This window comes from Stenotrophomonas sp. LMG 10879, from assembly GCF_002750935.1.
In the GTDB taxonomy this organism is placed as follows: domain Bacteria; phylum Pseudomonadota; class Gammaproteobacteria; order Xanthomonadales; family Xanthomonadaceae; genus Stenotrophomonas; species Stenotrophomonas lactitubi_B.
In genome coordinates, this window is sequence record NZ_PEJT01000010.1 from 1 (window position 1) to 21,378 (window position 21,378).

Consider the following 21,378-nt stretch of genomic DNA (forward strand, 5'->3'; position numbering starts at 1 on the left):
AGAAAGCTGGCCAAGATCGCCTGGGGCGTCTTCAAGAGCGGTCGGGACTTTGATCCATCCATGCTGAAAGTGGGTCAAGCCTGCTTCCAGCAGGCTTGACCACAAACATAGGATCTCGGCTCTACAGGTGGAACGCCGCACGCAGCCTGGTAGATCCACGCCATGCGTGGATGCCGTGCCACCGCAATGCCAACCAAGGTTGGCATCTACCGGGCGTGGGCTCAGCCCTTGGCCGCCTTGAACGCCACGCGCGCCGCTGCCAGCGTCGCTTCGATCACCGCATCATCGTGGGCGCTGGACAGGAAGCCGGCTTCGTACGCCGACGGTGCCAGGAACACGCCCTGGTCCAGCATCGCGTGGAAGAAGCGGTTGAACGCCGGGATGTCGCAGGCCGTGGCTTGGGCATAGGTCTCCACCTTTTCGCTGGTGAAGAACAGCCCGAACATCGCGCCCACCTGGGTGGTGGTCACCGCCACGCCAGCATCGGCGGCGGCCGCTTCCAGGCCCGCACACAGGCGTGCGGCGCGCGCGCTCAGATCGTCGTGGAAACCCGGCTGTTGGATCAGCTCCAGCATGGCCAGGCCGGCGGCCATCGCCACCGGATTGCCGCTGAGCGTGCCGGCCTGGTAGATCGGGCCAGCGGGGGCGATCTGCTGCATCAGCTCGCGACGGCCACCGTAGGCACCCACCGGCATGCCGCCACCGATGATCTTGCCGAAGGTGGTCAGGTCCGGGGTGATGCCGTAGTACGCCTGCGCACCGCCCAGGGCAACGCGGAAACCGGTCATCACTTCGTCGAAGATCAGCAGGGCGCCGTACTGCGTGCACAGCGCGCGCAGGTGCTGCAGGTAGCCCTCGCGCGGCGGAATGCAGTTGGCGTTGCCCACCACCGGTTCGATGATCAGGCCGGCGACCTCGCTGCCGCGTGCCTCGAACAGGGCGGTGGCCGCCTCGAAGTCGTTGTAGGGCAGGGTCAGGGTCAGTTCGCTCAGGCCGGCCGGCACGCCGGGCGAGGTCGGCACGCCCAGGGTCAGCATGCCGCTGCCGGCCTTGACCAGGAACGAGTCGCCGTGGCCGTGATAGCAGCCTTCGAACTTGACGATGCAGTTGCGGCCGGTGGCACCGCGCGCCAGGCGGATCGCCGACAGGGTGGCCTCGGTACCTGAGTTGACCATGCGCACCATCTCGCACGACGGCACCAGGCGGGTGATGGTCTCGGCCATGGTCACTTCCGCTGCGCACGGCGCACCGAAGGACAGGCCGTTGTCGATTGCCTTCTTCACCGCCTGGCGTACGGCGGTGTGGTTGTGGCCGACGATCATCGGGCCCCACGAACCCACGTAGTCGATGTAGCGGTTGCCGTCGACGTCGTACAGGTAGGCGCCGTCGGCGCGCTCGACGAAGAAGGGTTCGCCGCCGACCGACTTGAACGCGCGCACCGGTGAGTTGACGCCGCCAGGCAGCAATGCCTGGGCGCGGGAGAACAGGGCGTGGGACTGGTCGTGGTTCATGGGGTTTCCTGGGTATTACTGCGGCGTATCGAAACGGGCGAGGTAGGCGCGCTGGGTCGCGACCGGGTCCTGCGCGGCGTAGATGCCGCTGACCACGGCCAGCAGATCGGCGCCGGCATCGATGATGGGACCGACATTGTCCGGGCTGAGGCCGCCAATCGCCACCCGCGGCACGCCCAGTGCGGCGCTTTGCCGCAGCAGGTCGGTGTGGGCGCGGCTGCTGGTGACCTTGGTGGTGGTGGGGAAGAACGCGCCGAAGGCCACGTAGCTGGCGCCGGCAGCCACGGCGCGCTCGGCGTTGGCGAGCTGGTCGTAGCAGGAGGCACCGATGATGGCGTCGGGGCCGAGCAGGCTGCGGGCGGCTGAGATGTCGCCGTCGGTGCCGCCCAGGTGCACGCCGGCCGCGCCGATGGCCTGGGCCAGCGCCGGGTCGTCGTTGACGATCAGCGGCACGCCATGGGCGGCGCACAAGGCCTGCAGGGCCGTGGCCTGTTCCCGCCGCAGGGCATCGCTGGCGGTCTTGTTGCGGTACTGCAGCCAGGTGGCACCGGCAGCCAGCAGCGGCGCGGTGCGCGCCAGCAGGCGAGCGGTATCGGGTTCATCCGGGGTGATCAGGTAGACGCCGCGGGGCGTCGGGGAAGCAGAAGTCATCGATGGCTACCGGTGAGTGGACCGCGATGGGACAATGGCGGCCCGTGAATCCAGCCTTGATTATCCGATGAGCGAAGCCACCCCCACCACCCTGCGTACCTGGATGTGCGTGGTCTGCGGATTCCTGTACCGCGAAGCGGATGGGCTGCCGGAAGAGGGCATCGCCCCGGGCACGCGCTGGGAAGACATTCCCGAGACCTGGACGTGCCCGGATTGCGGCGTGACCAAGGACGATTTCGAGATGGTCGAGATCGATTGAGGGAGGTGCCGCCAGGCCCTCCTGTGGGTGTGGACCGTTGGTCCACACACCCGACAACCTCAATGCAGCCGCGGTGCCGGCCCGCCGAGGTCGATCAGCTTCTCGCGCAGCCATTGCGCGTCGCTGGCCTCGGGATTGCGCTTCAGGTACCGGCCCAGGTCGGTGCGGGCGCCGGCCAGGTAGTCCAGCTGCAGATAGGCCAGGCCGCGATCACGCAGCGCATCGTCCTGTTCGGGGGCGAGCTTGAGCAGGCGGTCGGCACTGCGCGCGGCACGATCCCACTCGCTGGCCTCGGCATAGACCCCATGCAGGTTGCGCAGCATGCGGATCAGGATCGCGCGGCTCGGTGCAGGATCGAGGATCTGCGCCAGCACCTGGTCGTCGGGCATCTGCCCGCCCAGGTGCGACTTGGCGCGCTCGCGCAGTTCGTCCACGTCCAGCGGGCGGCCACCGTTGAACGGGTCCATCACCAGCACGCCATCGTCGACCGGCAGGCGCACCAGGAAATGACCGGGGAATGACACGCCGTCCAGCGGAATGCCCAGCCGTCGCGCCACTTCCATCTGCACCAGCGCCAGCGAGATCGGATTGCCCAGACGGCGCTCGAACACCTGGTTGAGGTAGCTGTTGCGCGGGTCGTAATACTCCTGGTGGTCGCCGCTGTAGCCCAGCTCATCGAACAGATGCCGGTTGATGGCCGCCATCTTCAGCGGACTGTGCTCGATGCTGTCCACCTCGGCGCGCAGGTGCTCGACGTGGCTCTGCACCAGCGCATCGTAGGTCGACGGCTGCAGATCGGGATATTCATCGCGCGCGATCAGCAGCGCGGTCGGCAGCAATGGCAGCGCCTCGTCGTCGAAGGCGGCCAGTGCATCCCAGTCGGGGAGTGTGATCCGGTCCTGCATGTCCACAGACTGGCGGCAATCGTGGGCGGTTTCAAGCAGTGCTGCGTGAATTCATCACGTCATCGTCCTTCCATCCACGCATGGCGTGGATCTACCGTGTCGACCCAGGTCGACACCCACCAACAGCAGCGGGAAACTGTCAGAGGTGGGGCGGTGTGGGCTTGCAGGACCGCAGGCGCCATGGATGGCGCCTACGAGCCCCCAGGGATGGGTTTACGGCGTGTCCTGCAAGCCCACATCGCCCCGCCATCCCTCGGTCGCCCAGATGTTGCACTTGATGTCGATTCGGCGGGTGCCGGGCGCAGCCCGGCCGACCCCTACTTCTCGATGCCCGGGCCGAAGATCAGCTCGGTCCCATCCTTCAGCTTGAGCTTCTCCGCCTGGCCGGCATTGAGCTCCAGCACGAAGCGCGCCGGACCGCCGCTGGGGTAGGGCGGGCACATGTCGCCGGCCGAGCACGGCGGCACGTCGCGCTGCTGGCTCACCAGCTTGCGCTCGCTGTCGAAGTACAGGATGTCCAGCGCGATCTTGGTGTTCTTCATCCAGTACGCCTGCATTTCCTCGCGGTCATGCACGAACAGCATGCCGTGGTCCTCGGCCATCTGGTCGCGGAACATCAACCCACGCGCACGGGTTTCATCGTTGGTGGCCAGTTCAACGTCATAGCGTGCGCCGCCCAGTTCCACCCAGTGGCGGGCGGCATCGGTGGCGCAGCCGGTCAGGGCCAGAAGCGGAAGCATCAACAGGGAGCGCAGCAACGACATCGTAGGGTCCTTCGAAAGGGTCAGAGCACGATCGGCGGCTCGCCGCCGACGATCACCACATCGGCACGGCGGCGCGCGAACAGGCCGACACAGACTACGCCCGGCAGCTGGTTGAGCTCGCGCTCCAGCTTTTCCGGGTCGGTGATCTGCAGGTTGTGGATGTCCAGGATCTGGTTGCCGTTGTCGGTCACCACGCCTTCGCGCCAGGTCGGCTGGCCGCCGGTCATGTCGCGGATCTGGCGGGCGACCAGGCTGCGTGCCATCGGGATCACTTCCACCGGTAGCGGGAACCTGCCCAGCACCGGCACCTGCTTGCTCGGGTCGACGATGCAGACGAAGCGCTCGCTGGCCTCGGCGATGATCTTCTCGCGCGTGAGTGCAGCGCCGCCGCCCTTGATCAGGCACTTGTTGGCATCGCACTCGTCGGCGCCATCCACGTACAGCGACAGGGTGCCGGTATGGTTCAGTTCGATCACCTCGATGCCATGCTGCTTCAGGCGCGCGGTGCTCTGCTCGGAACTGGATACCGCACCCTTGATGCGATGCTGGATGCGGGCCAGCGCATCGATGAAATAGGCGACGGTGGAACCGGTACCGACACCGACGATCATGCCGTCTTCGACGTACTCGATGGCCTTTTCGGCGGCCAGGCGCTTGGCTTCAGACATTGCGGGGAGCTCTCAGGCAGGGAATCAGGATTTCTTTTCCAGCGACAGCAGCAGCTTCCACTGCGTGGCGGTCACCGGGAACACCGACAGGCGGTTGCCCTTGGCAACCAGCGGGAAGCCTTCGCCGAGTTCCTCGGCATGCAGCTTGATCTCGTCCAGCGCGATCACCTGCTTCAGCTTGCGGTCGAAGGCCACGTCCACCAGCATCCAGCGCGGGTTCTCGCGCGTGCTCTTGGGGTCGTGGTAGTCGGATTTCGGATCGAACTGGGTGTCATCCGGGTAGGCCGCGCTGGCCACCGTGGCCAGGCCGACGATGCCGGGCACCTTGGTATTGGAGTGGTAGAACAGGATGCCGTCGCCGACCTGCATGCCATCGCGCATGAAATTGCGCGCCTGGTAGTTGCGCACGCCGTTCCAGGGTTCAACCTTGACCTTGGCCAGGTCATCGATGGAAAAGGCGTCCGGTTCGGACTTCATCAGCCAGTAGCGCTTGCGGGCGGTCATGCGTTCACGGGGGCAGCGGAAGGGAGCAGGGTGCCGGCTTCAGTGCAGATCGCATCCACCGCCACGTCCCAGGACGCAACCGGCAAGGACTCGACCTGCTGCACCGAGAATGCCGCGCCGACCAGCCAGGGTGGCGCCGGCCGATCATGGCGGAAGGCGAAGCTGCGATCATACCAGCCGCCTCCCATTCCCAGCCGCCGGCACTGGGCGTCGAAGCCCACCAGCGGCGTCACCACCAGGGCCATCTGCGCCGGTTCCAGGGTGTCTTCGATGGCGATGTCCGGTTCGGGGATGCCGTAACGGTTGCTGGTCAACGGCTGGCCGGGGCGCCAGGGCGCGAAGCGCAGCACGTCGCCGTGCAGCACGGGCAGGCAGTAGCGCAGCGTGTCGGGCAGTTGCAGCTGCCAGCGGTGCAGGGCGATCTCGCCATCCAGCGCCCAGTAGCCGGCCACGGCGCCTTCGCGCGGGGCGAACGGCAGCGCGAGCAGCGCATCGGCCAGCGATTCGGCAGCGGCAATACGGGCGGGGGCGGAAAGGTCGCGGCGGCGTTGCCGCAGGTCGTGGCGCAGGGCCTGTCGCGGGTCGGTCATGGCAGCGTGCGGCAAGGATCAGCCGTCATTGTGCCGGAAAGAACAAGGGCGACGCCCGAAGACGCCGCCCTTGCTGGAATATTGCATTCTCCGCAATGTCGATGCATGCGAAACGACCTTGAACCCGGGGGCTCAAGTGGGAACGCTGGAGAACCATCGGGCTTCCCGCTACGAGGCGGACCTGCACTCCCGGCGCTGTCGCGCTCCCGGTGTCGTTCTTAAGGGACAAGGCGAATGTTTGCACATGCCGTCGAGTACCGCAGAGAACGCGTGGCCATTATAGCTACCGCGGGTGATCTGGATAGGCCGTTCGTCGGCAACAGTGCGTGCCAATTCAGAAAAGAGAAGGCGCAATACGCGCCTTTCTCACGTGCTGCTGTCGATTGCCCGGTCCAGACGCCGGTTCAGGTCGGCCAGGGTCTGTTGCAGGGCAACCGCCTGGCGGGCGTTCTCGTCGCGCAGCAGCTGCAGCTCGTGCGCCAGATTGAGCGCTGCCAGCACCGCGATGCGGTCGACCGCGGCCATCCGGTTGCTGCCACGGATCTCGCGCATGCGCGCATCCAGCAGGCGGGCGGCCGCCATCAGGCTGTCGCGTTCATCACCACCGACGCCGACCGTGTATTCACGGTCGAGGATACGGACGCTGACCGGTTCGGCACTCATGTGTGCTGCTCCAGGGACTTGAGCCGGGTGATCATCGCTTCCACCCGCGACCGCGCCTGTTCGTTCTTGGCCAGCAGCGTCGAGCGCTCGGCCACCAGCTGTTCCTGCTGGTGGCGCAGGCTGCGGTTCTCCTCGGCCAGCCGCTGGTTGCGGTCGAGCAACGCCTCCACACGGGCGGCGAAGGCCTGCAACTGGGCAAGGGGATCGGCGGGTTCCATGCCCGCACGATAGGCAAGCCGGGTCAGGGCGGTCAAGCACTGTCGCAGCAGGGCCTGACGGCCACGAAGCGCAGGCGGACAGATTGCTACACTACCCGGCTCACGGGCGCGCGCGTGCGCGCTCCGCAGTTTCCCTTCCGAACGAGCCGCACGATGACCGAACTTCCCTCCGTCGACGACGTTACCCGCGCCAGCCAGGAACTGGGCCTGGGCGCCACTGCTGCCGAGCTGCATGGCGGGCTGTGCGGCTGGCTGGCCGCCGGCGGTGCCCCCGGCAACGACTGGCCGGCGCGCGTGCTGGCCGACGACAATCTGCCGCAGGTGGCTGCCGACAGTGCGCTGGCGCAGTTGCTGGAGGCCACCATCAAGCAGCTGGAAGACCGTGACTTCGCCTTCGAGCTGCTGTTGACCGACAGCAGTGACGTGGCCGCGCAGGCGGACGCCATGTTCAGCTGGACCCGTTCCTTCCTGGGCGGCTTCGGCCTTGGCAGCGGCGGCCACCGGCCGACCCTGTCCGAAGAAGGCGAGGAGGCGCTGAACGACCTGGCCAGCCTGGCCCGCGCCTCGAGCGAGGACTTCGAAGCCGGCGGTGATGATGACGACGAAGCCCTGTCGGAGATCGAAGAATTCATCCGCGTGGCGGTGCTGCTGCTGCACGGTGACGTGGTGCTGGCCGCGCGCCATCGGCAGCGCCTGAACTGATGGATATCAAGCAGCGCACCGGCATCGCTGCCGGCGAGTACAAGCGTCGCCGCCGGCAACTGATGGACATGGCGGGCGAAGACGCGATCCTGGTGCTGCCGGCGGCATCGGAGAAGGTGCGCAGCCTCGATACCCATTATCCGTACCGCCAGGATTCGGATTTCCAGTACCTGACCGGCTTCCCGGAGCCGGAAGCGGTGCTGGTGCTGATTCCCGGCCGCCGCCACGGCGAAGCCATCCTGTTCTGCCGCGAGCGTGATCCCGAGCGCGAAGCCTGGGATGGGGGGCGCGCCGGCCAGGACGGCGCCGTGGCCCAGTTCGCGATGGACGATGCCTACCCGATTACCGATCTGGACGACATCCTGCCGGGCCTGCTGGAAGGGCGGTCGCGGGTGTACTACCACTTCGGCCGCGATGCGGATTTCGACCTGAAGCTGATCGGCTGGGTGAACCGCGTACGTTCGCAGGTGCGCCGCGGTGCGCAGCCGCCGCATGAGTTCCTGGAACTGGGCCATCTGCTGCACGAGCAGCGGTTGTTCAAGTCCGGTGCCGAGGTGGCGTTGATGCAGCGCGCGGCCGACATCAGCGTGCTGTCGCACCGTGCCGCCATGCAGGCCGCGAAGGCCGGCATTCACGAGTACGAACTGCAGGCCGAGCTGGAGCGGGTGTTCCGCGCCAACGACGCGGTGCCTGCGTACTGCAGCATCGTCGGTGCCGGCCGCAACGCCTGCATCCTGCATTACCGCGACAACAACGCACGCTCGCGCGACGGCGAACTGGTGTTGATCGATGCCGGTGCCGAGTATCGCGGCTATGCCAGCGACATCACCCGCACGTTCCCGGTCAACGGTCGTTTCAGCGCCGAGCAGCGCGCGCTGCATGATCTGGTGGGCGCGGCGCAGGCGGCGGCACTGGCCCAGGCCAAGCCCGGCGTGGCGTACGAAATGGGCCATCTGGCGGCGGTGCAGACTCTTACCGAGGGGTTGCTGCAACTGGGCCTGTTGAAGGGCACGCTGGAAAAGAATCTCACCGAAGGCTTGTACCAGCGTTTCTACCGGCACAAGACCGGGCACTGGATCGGGCTGGATGTGCACGACGTAGGCGACTACCGCCTGGCCGGCGATTCGCGCCTGCTGGAGCCGGGCATGGCCTTCACCATCGAGCCGGGGCTGTACATCGGCGTGGACGACACGACGGTGGAACCGCGTTGGCGCGGCATCGGCATCCGTACCGAAGATGACGTTCTGATCACCGACGACGGACATCGGGTGTTGACCGAAGGCTTGGAACGCAGCGCCGACGAGATCGAAGCGTTGATGGCGGGGTAAGAGGGTTTTCGGCAGGGCTTGCAGCCCTGCACCTGCAGAGGCAACAGCTGGAGCAACAGCAACGGCAGCATTCTGTGGGATGGCGGGGTACTGTGGGTTTGCGGGGACGCCGTGAACCCGTCCATGGGGGCTTGGTCGCGGCATCCATGCCGCTCACACCCCGCAAACCCACAGTACCCCGCCTTCGACAGTTTCCCGCGACCTGCGGCGTGGATGACGCGCTTCTGTAGAGCCGAGCCATGCTCGGCTTACGCGCGAAGCGCGGGGGTTTTCAGGCGAAAAGCAGCCGAGCATGGCTCGGCTCTACAAAGGCGCGGAAGACGCGAGCGAGCGCAGCGAACGACCCGCTTTTGCTTTTCTTTCTTTCTTCCGTGGCTGGCCGCGCACGGAAACTGTCAGAGGCGGGGCGGGTTGGGTTCGCGGGGGTGTCCGCGGCATGGATGCCGCGGCCAAGCCTCCAGGGATGGATTCACGGCGTCCCCCGCGAATCCAGCCCGTCCCGCCAAGCGCGGCTTTTGATCTAGGCGACCAACCACGAGGGGCTCAGCCGTTCGCCGCCGCAAACACCGGCCGCGTCAGATTGTCCGCCTCGCCATCAGTGCACAGCACTTCGTCTTCGATGCGGATGCCGCCGTATGGACGGAAGAAATCCACGCGCTCCCAGTTGATCGCATCGCCATGGCCGGCAGCCTTCACTTCGTTCAACAGCATGTCGATGAAGTACAGGCCCGGCTCGATCGTCACCACCATGCCCGGTTCCAGCACGCGGGTCAGGCGCAGGTACGGATGGCCGGCCGGGCGCTCGATGCGGCCGCCTTCGTCGCTGGCAGCGAAACCGGCGACGTCGTGCACCTGCAGGCCGATCAGATGACCGATGCCATGCGGGAAGAACGCGGCGCTGACGCCGGTTTCCAGCGCGGTCTGCGGCGACACCTTGATCACGCCGAAGTCCTTCAGCACGCCCATCAGCGACAGATGCGCATCAACATGCAGCTGCTTGTAGTCGAAGCCCGGGCGCACGGCCGCGCACATCTGCTGCTGCGCGGCATCGACGGCTTCGATCATCGCCGCGAACTCGTCATGGCCGGCGGCGGCGTAGGTGCGGGTAATGTCGCTGGCATAACCGTACGCACTGGCGCCGGCGTCGATCAGGAAGCTGCGCAGCGGCTGCGGTGCCCTGCGGCCCAGTTCGGTGTAATGCAGCACCGCCGCATGTTCGTTAAGGGCCACGATGTTGCCGTACGGTAGTTCAGTGGCGTCCTGTCCCACGGCCTGGCAATACGCCATGTGGATGCTGAACTCGTCGGCGCCGTTGCGGAACGCCGCTTCGGCCGCGCGATGGCCGCGCACGCCCAGCACCTGCGCCTGGCGCATCAGTGCGATTTCATACGGCGTCTTGCTGCCGCGATGCCATTCCAGGTAGTTCACCACCGGCGCCGGATTGTTGGGCACATACGCGCCCAGCGCGCTCTGCGGCTCGCCCAGGATCGCGCAGCGCGCTGGATCGGATGGCAGCAGCGCCAGCGCCTCTTCGGGCGTGCGGATGATGTGGATGTCGAAGTGGTCGACCCACCAGCCGCTCGGGGCGTCCGGTACTACATGCCAGTAATCGAACGGCTGGTGGAAGATCACCGCCGGACGCTTGCCCGGGGTGAACACGATCCAGCTGTTGGGCAGCCGGGTCAGCGGCAGCCAGGCCTTGAAATGCGGGTTGACCGCGTACGGGTAATCACGGTCGTCGAAGACCTGGTAGTGCAGGGTGCCGCTGGGCACCACCAGATGGTCGAAGCCGCCGCGCGCCAGCGCCTGCTCGGCGCGTCGGCACAGCACGGCCAGGTGGTCGGGATACAGGGCGCCGGGGTCTTGCTGGATCATTGCGGGGGCTCGACACGGAAAACGGCCCTAGATTCTGCCGGATACCGACGCAATCCGCTGTGCCGGAACCGGCACTCAGCCCGTCGAAACCGGTGTCTCGTCGCTGTCTTCGCCGATCCACCGGCGCAGCAGCTGCCGATGCTCGCGTGACAGCGTCAGGAAGCGGAAGCCTGCCCAGCTCTGGCCGGGCGCATGCGCCGGTTCGCTCCACAGCAGGTGTACGCCGACGTCGATCAGCTCGCTGCGACCCTCGGCCGAGGGCAACGGGAAGCGCAACTGATACAGCGCATCGTCGCGCAGCGGGGCGCTGGCCAGCATCAGCATGCCGGTCTCGGACACGTTGCCCAGGCGTCCAACCACGCAGTCGCGCATCTGGTCGGTCACCGGCACCAGGTCGGAGACCTGCCGGCGCGGCGCGCGGCGGGTATCAACGGGCGGTTGTGTACTCATGCGTTGGGCTCCTGCTGGCGGCGTGTGGCAAGTGCGCGCAGCGCGCTCAGGCTCGCCTGCCAGGCGCGGTCGACCAGCCGGCCCTTGTCTTCGGTAACCAGCTGCGCGCGCCCGGCACTCATCTGCCGGGCCAGCGTATCCAGCGTGGTTTCGCCGATCTTCTGTCCACGTGCGTTGACGAACAGCACATGGCCGGTCAGCAGGCTGTACCAGGACAGGCGCTGGCGGCGCAGGGCGCCTTCGCCATCATCGATATCGAACCAGCTGCCGAAGGGCAGCGCGCACAGCTGCTGGTAGCAGGTCTCCTCGGCCTCGCTGCGCGGTGCGGCATCATCTGCCAGCGCTTGCGTGCCCGCATGCTCGCCCAGACGTGCATGGGCCTTCAGGCGCGCGCTGAGTTCGGTGCGCGAGGTGCTTTCGTCTTCACCGCCCGGCGTGGACAGGCGACGGGCGACGGCGGCTGCCTCTTCTGCGTGGTAGCCGACCTGCAGCAGGGCCGATTCAACCTCGGTGGCCAGCGGAGCATCGGTCGCGCTGCTTTCGCTGGCGGCGCCGGCAGTGATCGCCGCGATGCGTTCGGTCTGCTGCAGGCGCTCCTGCCACTGCGGCGAATCTTCGCCGTGGCGCAGGCGGGTCAGCGTCAATGCGTCCGCCCAGGCCTGGCGCAGCAGTGTCTGCACGAAGCGTGGCGGTTCCTGCGTGTCGCAGCACTGGTCGATCTGTGCATTGGCCTGGCGTCGCGCAAGTTCCAGCCGCTCCTTGCCGCGCGCGGCTTCCACATGGCGGCGTTCGGCCAGTTCGGCGCGATGCGCGGCGGCACGCTGGTGCTGCTGTATCTCTTCGTTGGCGGCGGCAAAGGCCTCGGGCGTGCGCGCATCCTGGCCGAGCAGGCCTTGCACGCTCTGCGCCAGCCGTTGCAGCAGCTGCGGATCGACATCGTCATCGCCAAGCCAGCTGGCGCCGGCTTCAGCGACATGGTTGAGCAGTTCGCGTGCCGGGTGTTCGTCGCGCACGAAGAACCCGGGATCGGCCATCGCTGCGCGCGCCAAGGGTACCTGCAGGCGCGCAAGCAGGGCGGCCGGCACCGGGTCCGGTCGTTGCTGCTGCTGTACCTGCTGCAGCAGCAGGCGCAGCAGATCGAGATTGTCACGGTCGTGGCTGCCGAGGTTGGCCTGCGCACCATGTTCGCTGCGCAGCTGGGCGACAACGGCGGCCTGCAGATCGGTCATGGCGCTGGCGGCGCTGGCCTGGCCCTGCAGGCGCGCCAGTACGGCATCCACTGCCGCACTGGGCAGGGCTGGCGGATCCACCGCTGGCTGCGGGGCCTGCCGCGCCTGTTGCAGCATCTCGTGCAGGACGCTGCTGGCCGGTACCGTCAGCCCGGCCGACGCGCCGGGCGCAGCCGCATCGGCGAAGGCGTCCTGCATCAGCGTCGACCACGAGCCGGCCGGTGCCGAGCCGCCCCAACCGGTCATCGGCGTGGGCACGCGCGGTGACGGACGTCCACTGCGGCCGCTGCCGACCGACTGGGTGATGATCCGGCGGGTGCTGGAAGAACGCGCCAGGTACGGGGTGTAGACCAGCCCCGGCAGGATGCCGTGCTGTGCCAGCAGCGCATTGGCGCGGTCGAGCACATCGCCCAGCCGCTCCAGCACCTGCCGCTCGAAACTGCGGTACAGCGCCATCTGCACTTCGGCGCTGAGGGCATCCTGTTCGGCCAGCTTGCGCACCATCGCGCACAGGGCCTGCGGTGCCAGGGGCAGGGTATCGGCTTCAAAGGCCGGTGCACCGGCAATAACCCCCAGGCGCTGGCCGAGCAGGTTCAAGGCGTTGGCCGAACGCAGCGTTTCCCGGCGCACCATTTCGGTCAGCAGCAGGTCGCGGTCGACTTCGTGCTCGGCCACCAGGGTCAACCCCAGCATGCCGGGCAACGGTGGTGGGGTGGTGGTGGCCATGACCGGTGTGATCGGTTCCCGCAGCCGCGCCAGCGCATCGGCCAGCGCATCGAGCATGCGGTCGCTGAAGTGGCCGGCGAACGCATGCAGCTGGCCGCGCTGTGCCAGTAGGTCAGCCTGCTGTTGCGGGTTGCGGGCATGGTCGGCGTCATGCAGCAGGGTCTGCTCCAGCGCTTCCACGGTCAGGATCAGCGGTGCCGTCAGGGCCTGGTGGCACAGGCCGATCAACGCGCCCAGCAGCTCGCGCACGCGCGGCGGCAGGTCGGCCGCGGCCAGGCGGGCAGTGTCGGCACTGGAGAGGGAGAAGACAGCAGACATCGGCGAGGGGGTCCGGATTCCCGCGGATCGATCTTGGAATCTACCGTGTCGGCCGGTGAAGGCGCTACTTTAGCGATCGATTCATTCAGCGCGGCCTTCCCTGGCTGCGCCGCAGGCGGATCATTCTTCCAGGAACAGGCTGACCACATCGTTGGTGAAGCGCCGGCCGAGCTCGGTCGGTTGCACGTACCCGCCCGCCACCACCAGCCAGCCGCGCTGCACCGCTTCGGCCAATGCAACGTCCAGCACGCTGCGCGCCAGCCCGGTCCGCGATTCGAAGTCGCGCAGGCTGAAGCCTTCGTGCAGGCGCAGCAGGTTGAGCATGTATTCGAAGGGCAGGCGATCGGCGGCGATCACCTCGTCGCCACCGAACGATGCGGCGGTGCCTGCGGTATCCATGAACGTCTGCGGGTGCTTGTGCTTCCAGCGCCGCAGCACATGCTCCTCGGCACCGGAACTGATCTTGCCGTGTGCGCCGGCGCCGATACCGAGGTAGTCACCGAAACGCCAGTAATTCAGGTTGTGCGCGCTCTGCCGACCGGGGCGGGCGTAGGCACTTACCTCGTACTGGCCGAAACCGGCCTGCGCCAGCAGCGCCTGACAGTGTTCCTGCATGTCCCAGGCATTGTCTTCATCGGGGATGCCCTGCGGCGGCCGCGCGAAGAACACGGTGTTCGGTTCCAGAGTCAGCTGGTAGTGCGAGATGTGGGTCGGCTGCAACGCGAACGCGCGTTGCAGGTCGGCCTCGGCACCGGCCAGGGTCTGTTCCGGCAGGGCGTACATCAGGTCGATGTTGAAATTGTCGTAGCCCGCGTCCTGCGCCATCTTCACCGCGCGCTCGGCCTCGCCACTGTCGTGGATGCGGCCCAGGCGCTTGAGCATCGCATCATCGAAACTCTGGATGCCGAAGCTGAGCCGGTTCACCCCGGCCGCACGGTAGCGGTCGAAGCGACCATGCTCGGCGGTGCCCGGGTTGGTTTCCAGCGTGATCTCGGCATTGGGCGCGAAGCGAAGGCGGGCGCTGGCCTGCTGCAGGAAGCGGTCGATGGCTTCCGGCGGGAACAGGCTGGGCGTGCCACCACCGAAGAACACGCTGCTGACCACCCGGCCCCAGACCAGCGGCAGGTCCTGGTCGAGGTCGCGCACCAATGCATCGATGTAGGCATCGAAGGGCAGTTCGCCCTTGGCCTGGTGCGAGTTGAAATCGCAGTACGGGCACTTGCGCACGCACCACGGCAGATGCACGTACAGCGCCAGCGGCGGCGGCACCAGACGCGGCGGGGTGCCGTGGTCGCAGGACTCGCCGGGCAGGTGGTTGCAGTGGTCGTGGTCGTGGTCGTGCGGCATGGCAGTCATCGGTAGTGCCGGCCGCGGGCCGGCTTCCCTGTGTTGATCGGGTGGGGTATCAGAGCCAGGCCGCGAGCTGCTGCTTGAGCTGCTGCAGGGCGATGGCACGATGGCTGATGGCATTCTTCAACGCCGGTTCCATTTCCGCAGCGGTCAGGCCGTGGGCAGTATCCAGGAACACCGGGTTGTAGCCGAAGCCGTTGCTGCCGCGCAGTTCGCGGATGATCTGCCCTTCCCAGCGGCCTTCGCAGATCAGCGGCTGCGGGTCGGTGGCGTGCCGCAGCAGCACGATCACCGCATAGAAGCGGGCGCTGCGCTGGCCATCAGCGATGTCGGCCATCGCGTCCAGCAGCTTGGCGTTGTTGGCCGCTGCATTGGTCGGATGGCCCGCATAGCGCGCGCTGTACAGACCCGGCGCACCGCCGAGGGCGTCGACGATCAGCCCCGAATCATCGGCCAGCGCCGGCAGGCCGGTCGCTTCGCAGGCGGCGCGCGCCTTCAGCAGCGCGTTCTCGACGAAGGTCAGGCCGGTCTCCTCCACATCGCCCAGGCCCAGTTCGGCGGCCGAGGTGATCTGCAGCGGCAGGTCGGCGAGGATTTCCTGCATTTCCACCAGCTTGCCAGCGTTGTGGCTGGCCAGGACAAGCTTCTTCATCAGCGGGGCTCCAGCAGGTCCCAGGTGTTGCCGTACAGGTCGCGGAACACCGCGACGGTGGCGTAGGGTTCTTCGCGCGGTTCTTCCAGGAATTCGACACCGGCGGCCAGCATCGCCGCGTGGTCGCGGCGGAAGTCGTCGGTGTTGAGGAAGAAGCCGACGCGGCCGCCGGTCTGGTTGCCGATGCGGCTGCGCTGCTCGTCGTTGCTGGCGCGGGCCAGCAGCAGGGCGGCGGCGCTGCCATCGGTCGGCCCGACCACCACCCAGCGCTTGCTGCCCTGGTCGATGTCATCCAGCAGCTGGAAGCCGAGCTTGCCGGTGTACCAGGCGATGGCTTCGTCGTAATCGGCCACCACGAGGGTGGTCAGGGCAAGGCGCCGGTTCATGCCGACAGCGCCGCCTGCTGCGCGGCCAGCAGCTCGGTCACGCCCTTTTCGGCCAGGCCCAGCAGCGCATCCAGTTCGTCACGGCGGAAGGCATGGCCTTCGGCGGTGCCCTGCAGTTCGATGAAACCGCCGCCGTCGTTCATCACCACGTTCATGTCGGTGTCGCAGTCGCTGTCTTCGGCGTAATCCAGGTCCAGCACCGGGGTGCCGCGGTAGACGCCGACCGACACCGCCGCCACCGCGCCGAGGATCGGGTTGCGCTTGATGTCGCCGCGCTTCATCAGCACGTTCACCGCGTCGACCAGGGCCACATAGGCGCCGGTGATGGCAGCGGTGCGGGTGCCGCCGTCGGCCTGCAGCACGTCGCAGTCCAGGGTGATGGTGCGTTCGCCCAGTGCGTTGCGGTCCACGCAGGCGCGCAGGCTGCGGCCGATCAGGCGCTGGATCTCCAGCGTGCGGCCGCCCTGCTTGCCGCGTGCGGCTTCGCGGTCGCTGCGGGTGTGGGTGGCGCGCGGCAGCATGCCGTACTCGGCGGTCACCCAGCCTTCGCCTTTGCCACGCAGGAAGCCCGGCACCCGGTTCTCGATGCTGGCCGTGCACAGCACGCGGGTTTCACCGAAGCAGACCAGCACCGAACCTTCGGCGTGGCGGGTGAAACCGCGCTGGATGACGACCGGGCGCAGCTGATCGGGCTGACGGCCACTGGGGCGGAAATCGGACATGGGGCAGGTTCCGTAGGAAAAGGGAGTACGCCACCATCCCCGCGGCCTTCACGGGGCGGGGAAAGGGGCTCAAAAGAGACCGCTAGGGTACCATTCCCCCTTTGCAAGCACCGGAAACATCCATGATTCGAAGCATGACGGCCTATGCCGGCGGCGAGCGCTCCACTACGTGGGGAACGCTGGGCTGCGAGCTGCGCTCGGTCAACCACCGGTTCCTGGAAGTGGGTACCCGCCTGCCCGAGGAACTGCGCGCATTGGAACCGCAGCTGCGCGAGCGCATTTCCGCGCGCCTGAGCCGTGGCAAGCTGGATCTGGTGATGCGCCTGCGCGCGCCGGAATCGGCCGCCAGCCTGCAGGTCAACGAGGTGCTGCTGGGCCAGCTGGGCCAGCTGGCACACCGGCTGACCTCCGATTTCCCCAACCTGCAGGTCAGCTTCACCGACCTGCTGCAGTTGCCGGGTGTGACCCAGGGCGAGGCCACCGATGCCGCGGCCCTGCAGGTTGAAGCACTGGCGCTGCTGGACCAGGTGCTGGACGGCTTCATCGCCGCCCGCGAGCGTGAAGGCAATACGCTGGCCACCGCCATCGCCGAGCGCGTGGATTCCATCGAGCGCATCGCCGCCGAGGTCCGCACGCTGATTCCGGCCATTCGCGACGGCCAGCGCGCCAAGCTGGCCGCCCGCCTGGCCGACCTGCCGCATCCGGTCGACCCGGGCCGCGCCGAGCAGGAGCTGGTGATGTGGCTGCAGAAGCTGGACGTGGACGAGGAGCTGGACCGGCTGTCCAGCCACATCGTCGAGATCCGCCGCGTGCTGAAGCAGCGCGAGCCGGTCGGCCGCCGCCTGGACTTCCTGCTGCAGGAGTTCAACCGCGAGGCCAACACGCTGGGCTCGAAGTCGGTGGACAGCCGCACGTCCAATGCCGCCGTCGAGCTGAAGGTGCTGATCGACCAGATCCGCGAGCAGGTGCAGAACATCGAATGAGCATTTCCACGCCCCCGGCCGCGATCGCACGCGGCACGCTGTACATCGTTGCCGCGCCCTCCGGCGCCGGCAAGAGCAGCATCGTCAACGCCACCCTGGCGCGCGACCCGCAGATCGCGCTGTCGATCTCGTTCACCTCACGGGCCATGCGCCCGGGTGAAGTGAACGGCCAGCACTACCACTTCGTCAGCGCGGAGAAGTTCGAGGAGATGATCGCCGCCGGCGACTTCTTCGAACATGCCTGGGTGCATGGCGACTGGAAGGGCACCGCCCGGCAGTCGGTGGAGCCGCAGCTGAACGCCGGCCAGGACGTGCTGCTGGAGATCGACTGGCAGGGCGCGCAGCAGGTGCGCCAGCTGGTGCCGGGCACGGTGACGGTGTTCATCCTGCCGCCGTCCAAGCAGGCCCTGCAGGACCGCATGCGCAAGCGCGGCCAGGACAGCGAGGCGGTCATCGCCCAGCGCCTGGGCGCCGCCCGCGATGAAATGCTGCACTTCAACGAGTTCGACTACGTCATCGTCAATGAAGTGTTCGACACCGCCGTGGACGAACTGTGTGCGATCTTCACCGCCAGCCGCCTGCGCCGGGACGCCCAGAAGGTCCGCCATGCCGGCCTGATCCAGGCCCTGTTGACCCCGGATGCGAGTTCAACTGATTGATTCCTAAAGGGTCCGGTGGGGGTTGGCTTGATTTTGTCCAGCCCCTGCCAGTACACTCCGTCCCCTTTCCCTCATTCGACTGAGCGGCCGACCGGTCGCCGGGAGCCCGTATGGCCCGCATTACCGTAGAAGATTGCCTGGAAGTCGTTAACAACCGTTTCGAGCTGGTGATGATGGCCTCCAAGCGCGCCCGTCAGCTCGCCAATGGCGTGCAGGCCACGCTGGACAACAGCGAGACCGAGGATAAGCCGACCGTGCTGGCACTGCGCGAGATCGCTGCCCGCAAGATCGACAACGCGCTGATCGACGAAGTCGAGAAGGCAGAGCGTGAGCGCGCCGAGCGCGAAGCGCTGGAGTGGGCCGCCGCGGAAGTGGTCGCCGACGAAGACATGTCCAAGAACGACGATTGATCGCATCGATCATCGTCTTCGCTGGATACGCCGAACAGCCCGCCCCGTGCGGGCTGTTTCGCATTCAGGGTTTGCCGTAAACGTCGCGCTGGCATAGGCTTTGGCCATGAACCCAGGCCCCACTGCCAAGGTCGCCGCAGTCCCCGCTGCCGCCGTACCCGATTACGTCCTCCAGCTCGAACGCGCCGCCCACTATCTGCCGCCCGAGCAGCTGCCGCTGCTGCGCCGCGCGTGGGAAGTCGGTGCCTCCGCGCACGCTGGGCAGACGCGCAAGTCGGGCGAGCCCTACATCACCCATCCGGTGGCCGTGGCCCAGGTGCTGGCCGAGCTCGGCCTGGACGTGGAAGCGCTGATCGCCGCGATCCTGCACGACACCATCGAAGACACCCCGCTGACCCGCGAGGCGCTGTCGGCCGAGTTCGGTGAAGCCGTGGCCGAGCTGGTGGACGGTGTCACCAAGCTGGACAAGCTGAAGTTCCGCGACCGCCAGGAAGCGGCCGCCGAGAGCTTCCGCAAGATGCTGCTGGCGATGTCACGCGACCTGCGCGTGATCATGATCAAGCTGGCCGACCGCCTGCACAACATGCGCACGCTGGGCGCGCAGAGCCGCGAAGCGCGGGGCCGCATCGCCCGCGAGACGCTGGAGATCTACGCCCCGATCGCGCAGCGGCTGGGCATGAGCCTGGTCAAGAGCGAACTGCAGAACCTCGGCTTCAAGGCGCTGTACCCGTGGCGCCATGCGATCCTGGAAAAGCACATCCGCAGCCAGCCGGTGGTGCGCCGCGAGGCCTTGGCGCAGGTGGAGGTGCAGTTGTCGCAGCGCCTGGCCAAGGAGGGCATCGAGCACCGCCTGGTCAGCCGCATCAAGACCCCGTGGAGCATCTACAACAAGATGCGCGACGAGAACAAATCCTTCGACCAGGTGATGGACGTGTTCGGCTTCCGCCTGGTCGTGCGCGGCGTGCCGCAGTGCTACCACTCGCTGGGCGCAGTGCATGCCGCATTCAAACCGCTGGATGGGCGCTTCCGCGATTTCATCGCGATCCCCAAGGCCAACGGTTACCAGTCGCTGCACACGGTGCTGTTCGGCCCGTATGGTTCGCCGATCGAAGTGCAGATCCGCACCGAAGAGATGGACCTGATCGCCGAGCGCGGCGTGGCGGCGCACTGGACCTACAAGTTCGGCGGTGACTCGCCCAACAGCGCGCAGAGCCGCGCGCACGCCTGGATCGTCGAACTGATCGATTCGCAGCGTGCCGCTGGTTCGTCGCTGGAGTTCCTCGACAACGTCAAGGTCGACCTGTTCCCGGACGAGGTCTACCTGTTCACGCCGAAGGGCAAGATCCTGGCGCTGCCGCGCAATTCCACCGCGCTCGACTTCGCCTACGCCGTGCATACCGATGTCGGCAACATGGCGGTGGCCTCGCGCGTGGACAAGAAACTGGTGCCACTGCGCACCAAGCTGGTGTCGGGGCAGTCGGTGGAGATCATCACCGCACGCTCGGCCACGCCCAAGCCGCAGTGGCTGGAGTTCGTCGTCACCAGCAAGGCACGCACCGCCATCCGTCACCAGCTCAAGCAGCTGGAGCACGAAGATGCCGTGCAGCTGGGCCATCGCATGCTGGACCGCGCGCTGGAGGCCATGGACAGCTCGCTGGAGCGCCTGCCCAAGGGCCGCCTGGATGCCTTCCTGGCCGAACACCGGTTCCCACGCCTGGAGGCCCTGCTGGCCGAAGTCGCGCTGGGCAACTGGATGCCGACCCAGGCCGCGCAGGCACTGATGGCCTACGCCGAACTGCGCGGCGGCGCGCATTCGCGCCACAGCTCGCAGGAAAAGATCCTGATCAACGGCAGCGAGCGTGGCGTGGTCACCTTCGCCGGCTGCTGCCAGCCGATTCCGGGCGACGACATCATGGGCTACCACACCGCCGGCAAGGGCATCGTGGTGCACCGCATGGACTGCCCGAACCTGGCAGAGCTGCGCAAGTCGCCCGAGCGCTGGGTGCTGATCGGCTGGGATACCACCGTATCCGGCGACTACGACACCTCGCTGGTGGTCGAAGTGGAGAACGGTACCGGCGTGCTCGCGCAGCTGGCCGCGGCGATCGCGCAGAGCCATTCCAACATCGAGCGCGTGGATTACCTGGACCGCGACTTCAACGCCGCGGTGCTGGCGTTCAACATCCAGGTACGCGACCGCAACCACCTGGCTGAAGTGATGCGTCGCCTGCGCCGCCTGTCGGTCGTGCAGGCGGTTCGCCGGCAATAGCTCCACGCCATGCGTGGATGATTCCCGGTAGCGCCGGGCCATGCCCGGCGAGCGCGCAGCGCGGCATGAATCAAATGCCGCCGGGCATGGCCCGGCGCTACCGAAGCGGCGCGGTAGATCCACGCCATGCGTGGATGCACCCCCCACCCGGTACAATCACCGCTCTGTTTTCCCCCAACGCACCGGAGCGACCCATGTCCCGCCAGATCATCAACACCGAAAAGGCCCCGGCCGCCATCGGCCCGTACTCGCAGGCCGTGCGCGCCGGCAACACCGTGTATTTCTCCGGCCAGATTCCGCTCGATCCGGCCACCGGCGACATCGTCGGCGTGGGTGACGTCGAAGCACAGGCCCGTCGCGCCTTCGACAACCTCAAGGCCGTGGCCGAAGCCGCTGGCGGTTCGCTGGACAAGGTCGTGCGCCTCGGCCTGTACCTGACCGACCTGGCCGAATTCGCCAAGGTCAACGCCGTGATGCAGGACTATTTCCAGGCCCCGTTCCCGGCCCGTTCCACCATCGAAGTCTCCGGCCTGCCGAAGGGCGCCAACTTCGAGGTCGACGCGGTGATGGTCATCGACTGACCGCC

At 67.2% G+C, this 21,378-nt stretch carries 24 protein-coding genes and 1 other RNA gene; 8 read left to right on the plus strand and 17 right to left on the minus strand.

From position 1 onward, the window contains the following. Positions 1–221: 221 nt before the first annotated feature. Positions 222–1,511: a glutamate-1-semialdehyde 2,1-aminomutase gene (gene hemL, locus CR919_RS15630; protein WP_099820801.1), complete on the minus strand. Its 1,290-nt coding sequence runs from the start codon at positions 1,509–1,511 to the stop codon at positions 222–224. A 15-nt stretch (positions 1,512–1,526) separates the two neighbouring features. Continuing rightward, positions 1,527–2,162, minus strand: a complete 636-nt coding sequence (gene thiE / locus CR919_RS15635; protein ID WP_099820802.1) for a thiamine phosphate synthase — start codon at positions 2,160–2,162, stop codon at positions 1,527–1,529. Positions 2,163–2,196: 34 nt separating this feature from the next. On the opposite strand from thiE, the gene CR919_RS15640 reads away from it, so the two are divergent. Then, positions 2,197–2,421 (plus strand): rubredoxin, encoded by a 225-nt coding sequence (locus tag CR919_RS15640; RefSeq protein WP_099820803.1) that lies wholly within the window; start codon positions 2,197–2,199, stop codon positions 2,419–2,421. 59 nt (positions 2,422–2,480) lie between these two features. Here the strand turns inward: CR919_RS15640 and CR919_RS15645 are convergent, their stop codons facing one another. From CR919_RS15645 to CR919_RS15680, 8 genes are all read right to left on the minus strand, one after another. After that, positions 2,481–3,326 carry a SirB1 family protein gene (locus CR919_RS15645; protein WP_099820804.1) on the minus strand — a complete coding sequence of 282 codons (846 nt, stop codon included), beginning with the start codon at positions 3,324–3,326 and terminating at the stop codon, positions 2,481–2,483. A 317-nt stretch (positions 3,327–3,643) separates the two neighbouring features. Then, complete coding sequence (locus CR919_RS15650) at positions 3,644–4,090, minus strand: DUF192 domain-containing protein (protein WP_099820805.1); 447 nt, start codon at positions 4,088–4,090, stop codon at positions 3,644–3,646. 20 nt (positions 4,091–4,110) lie between these two features. Next, entirely contained in the window at positions 4,111–4,758 is a 648-nt protein-coding gene (gene rpiA, locus CR919_RS15655; protein WP_099820806.1) for a ribose-5-phosphate isomerase RpiA, read from the minus strand. A 24-nt stretch (positions 4,759–4,782) separates the two neighbouring features. Continuing rightward, positions 4,783–5,262, minus strand: a complete 480-nt coding sequence (locus CR919_RS15660) for an EVE domain-containing protein (RefSeq protein ID WP_089236678.1) — start codon at positions 5,260–5,262, stop codon at positions 4,783–4,785. Continuing rightward, positions 5,259–5,852, minus strand: a complete 594-nt coding sequence (locus CR919_RS15665; protein WP_099820807.1) for a 5-formyltetrahydrofolate cyclo-ligase — start codon at positions 5,850–5,852, stop codon at positions 5,259–5,261. The genes CR919_RS15660 and CR919_RS15665 overlap by 4 nt, the downstream gene beginning before the upstream one ends. A gap of 83 nt (positions 5,853–5,935) precedes the next feature. Then, a non-coding RNA gene (gene ssrS, locus CR919_RS15670) (6S RNA) lies at positions 5,936–6,121 on the minus strand. A gap of 97 nt (positions 6,122–6,218) precedes the next feature. Continuing rightward, the gene (locus tag CR919_RS15675; RefSeq protein ID WP_025874199.1) at positions 6,219–6,515 is read right to left on the minus strand and encodes a cell division protein ZapA; all 297 of its coding nucleotides are present in this window, start codon (positions 6,513–6,515) and stop codon (positions 6,219–6,221) included. After that, positions 6,512–6,733 (minus strand): TIGR02449 family protein, encoded by a 222-nt coding sequence (locus CR919_RS15680; protein ID WP_025874200.1) that lies wholly within the window; start codon positions 6,731–6,733, stop codon positions 6,512–6,514. Before CR919_RS15680 ends, CR919_RS15675 begins: the two co-directional genes overlap by 4 nt. 153 nt (positions 6,734–6,886) lie before the next feature. On the opposite strand from CR919_RS15680, the gene CR919_RS15685 reads away from it, so the two are divergent. Next, positions 6,887–7,435, plus strand: coding sequence for a YecA family protein (locus CR919_RS15685; RefSeq protein WP_089236676.1), 549 nt, complete (start codon positions 6,887–6,889; stop codon positions 7,433–7,435). Continuing rightward, positions 7,435–8,763 carry an aminopeptidase P N-terminal domain-containing protein gene (locus CR919_RS15690; RefSeq protein ID WP_165787278.1) on the plus strand — a complete coding sequence of 443 codons (1,329 nt, stop codon included), beginning with the start codon at positions 7,435–7,437 and terminating at the stop codon, positions 8,761–8,763. Before CR919_RS15685 ends, CR919_RS15690 begins: the two co-directional genes overlap by 1 nt. A gap of 543 nt (positions 8,764–9,306) precedes the next feature. On the opposite strand, the gene pepQ is transcribed toward CR919_RS15690, so the two are convergent. From pepQ to rph, 7 genes are all read right to left on the minus strand, one after another. After that, positions 9,307–10,638 carry a Xaa-Pro dipeptidase gene (gene pepQ / locus CR919_RS15695; protein WP_099820808.1) on the minus strand — a complete coding sequence of 444 codons (1,332 nt, stop codon included), beginning with the start codon at positions 10,636–10,638 and terminating at the stop codon, positions 9,307–9,309. Between the two features lie 75 nt (positions 10,639–10,713). Then, positions 10,714–11,088 carry a PilZ domain-containing protein gene (locus tag CR919_RS15700; protein ID WP_099820809.1) on the minus strand — a complete coding sequence of 125 codons (375 nt, stop codon included), beginning with the start codon at positions 11,086–11,088 and terminating at the stop codon, positions 10,714–10,716. Next, a complete protein-coding gene (locus tag CR919_RS15705) occupies positions 11,085–13,361 on the minus strand; it encodes a DUF1631 family protein (protein ID WP_099820810.1) in 2,277 nt (758 codons plus the stop codon). The genes CR919_RS15700 and CR919_RS15705 overlap by 4 nt, the downstream gene beginning before the upstream one ends. A gap of 120 nt (positions 13,362–13,481) precedes the next feature. Then, complete coding sequence (gene hemW, locus CR919_RS15710) at positions 13,482–14,708, minus strand: radical SAM family heme chaperone HemW (RefSeq protein ID WP_165787281.1); 1,227 nt, start codon at positions 14,706–14,708, stop codon at positions 13,482–13,484. A 58-nt stretch (positions 14,709–14,766) separates the two neighbouring features. Beyond that, positions 14,767–15,363: an RdgB/HAM1 family non-canonical purine NTP pyrophosphatase gene (rdgB, locus tag CR919_RS15715; RefSeq protein WP_099820811.1), complete on the minus strand. Its 597-nt coding sequence runs from the start codon at positions 15,361–15,363 to the stop codon at positions 14,767–14,769. Further along, positions 15,363–15,749, minus strand: coding sequence for a VOC family protein (locus CR919_RS15720; protein WP_099820812.1), 387 nt, complete (start codon positions 15,747–15,749; stop codon positions 15,363–15,365). Before CR919_RS15720 ends, rdgB begins: the two co-directional genes overlap by 1 nt. Further along, positions 15,746–16,471: a ribonuclease PH gene (rph, locus tag CR919_RS15725; protein WP_025874210.1), complete on the minus strand. Its 726-nt coding sequence runs from the start codon at positions 16,469–16,471 to the stop codon at positions 15,746–15,748. Before rph ends, CR919_RS15720 begins: the two co-directional genes overlap by 4 nt. Positions 16,472–16,593: 122 nt before the next feature. On the opposite strand from rph, the gene CR919_RS15730 reads away from it, so the two are divergent. The 5 genes from CR919_RS15730 (at position 16,594) to CR919_RS15750 (ending at position 21,373) form a co-directional block, all read left to right on the plus strand. Beyond that, positions 16,594–17,454 (plus strand): YicC/YloC family endoribonuclease, encoded by an 861-nt coding sequence (locus CR919_RS15730; RefSeq protein WP_099820813.1) that lies wholly within the window; start codon positions 16,594–16,596, stop codon positions 17,452–17,454. Next, positions 17,451–18,113, plus strand: a complete 663-nt coding sequence (gmk, locus tag CR919_RS15735; protein ID WP_033831917.1) for a guanylate kinase — start codon at positions 17,451–17,453, stop codon at positions 18,111–18,113. Before CR919_RS15730 ends, gmk begins: the two co-directional genes overlap by 4 nt. 110 nt (positions 18,114–18,223) lie before the next feature. After that, entirely contained in the window at positions 18,224–18,523 is a 300-nt protein-coding gene (rpoZ, locus tag CR919_RS15740; protein WP_005410877.1) for a DNA-directed RNA polymerase subunit omega, read from the plus strand. A 106-nt stretch (positions 18,524–18,629) separates the two neighbouring features. Next, a complete protein-coding gene (locus tag CR919_RS15745; protein ID WP_025874213.1) occupies positions 18,630–20,792 on the plus strand; it encodes a bifunctional (p)ppGpp synthetase/guanosine-3',5'-bis(diphosphate) 3'-pyrophosphohydrolase in 2,163 nt (720 codons plus the stop codon). A 194-nt stretch (positions 20,793–20,986) separates the two neighbouring features. Next, entirely contained in the window at positions 20,987–21,373 is a 387-nt protein-coding gene (locus tag CR919_RS15750; RefSeq protein WP_025874214.1) for a RidA family protein, read from the plus strand. Positions 21,374–21,378: the final 5 nt, after the last annotated feature.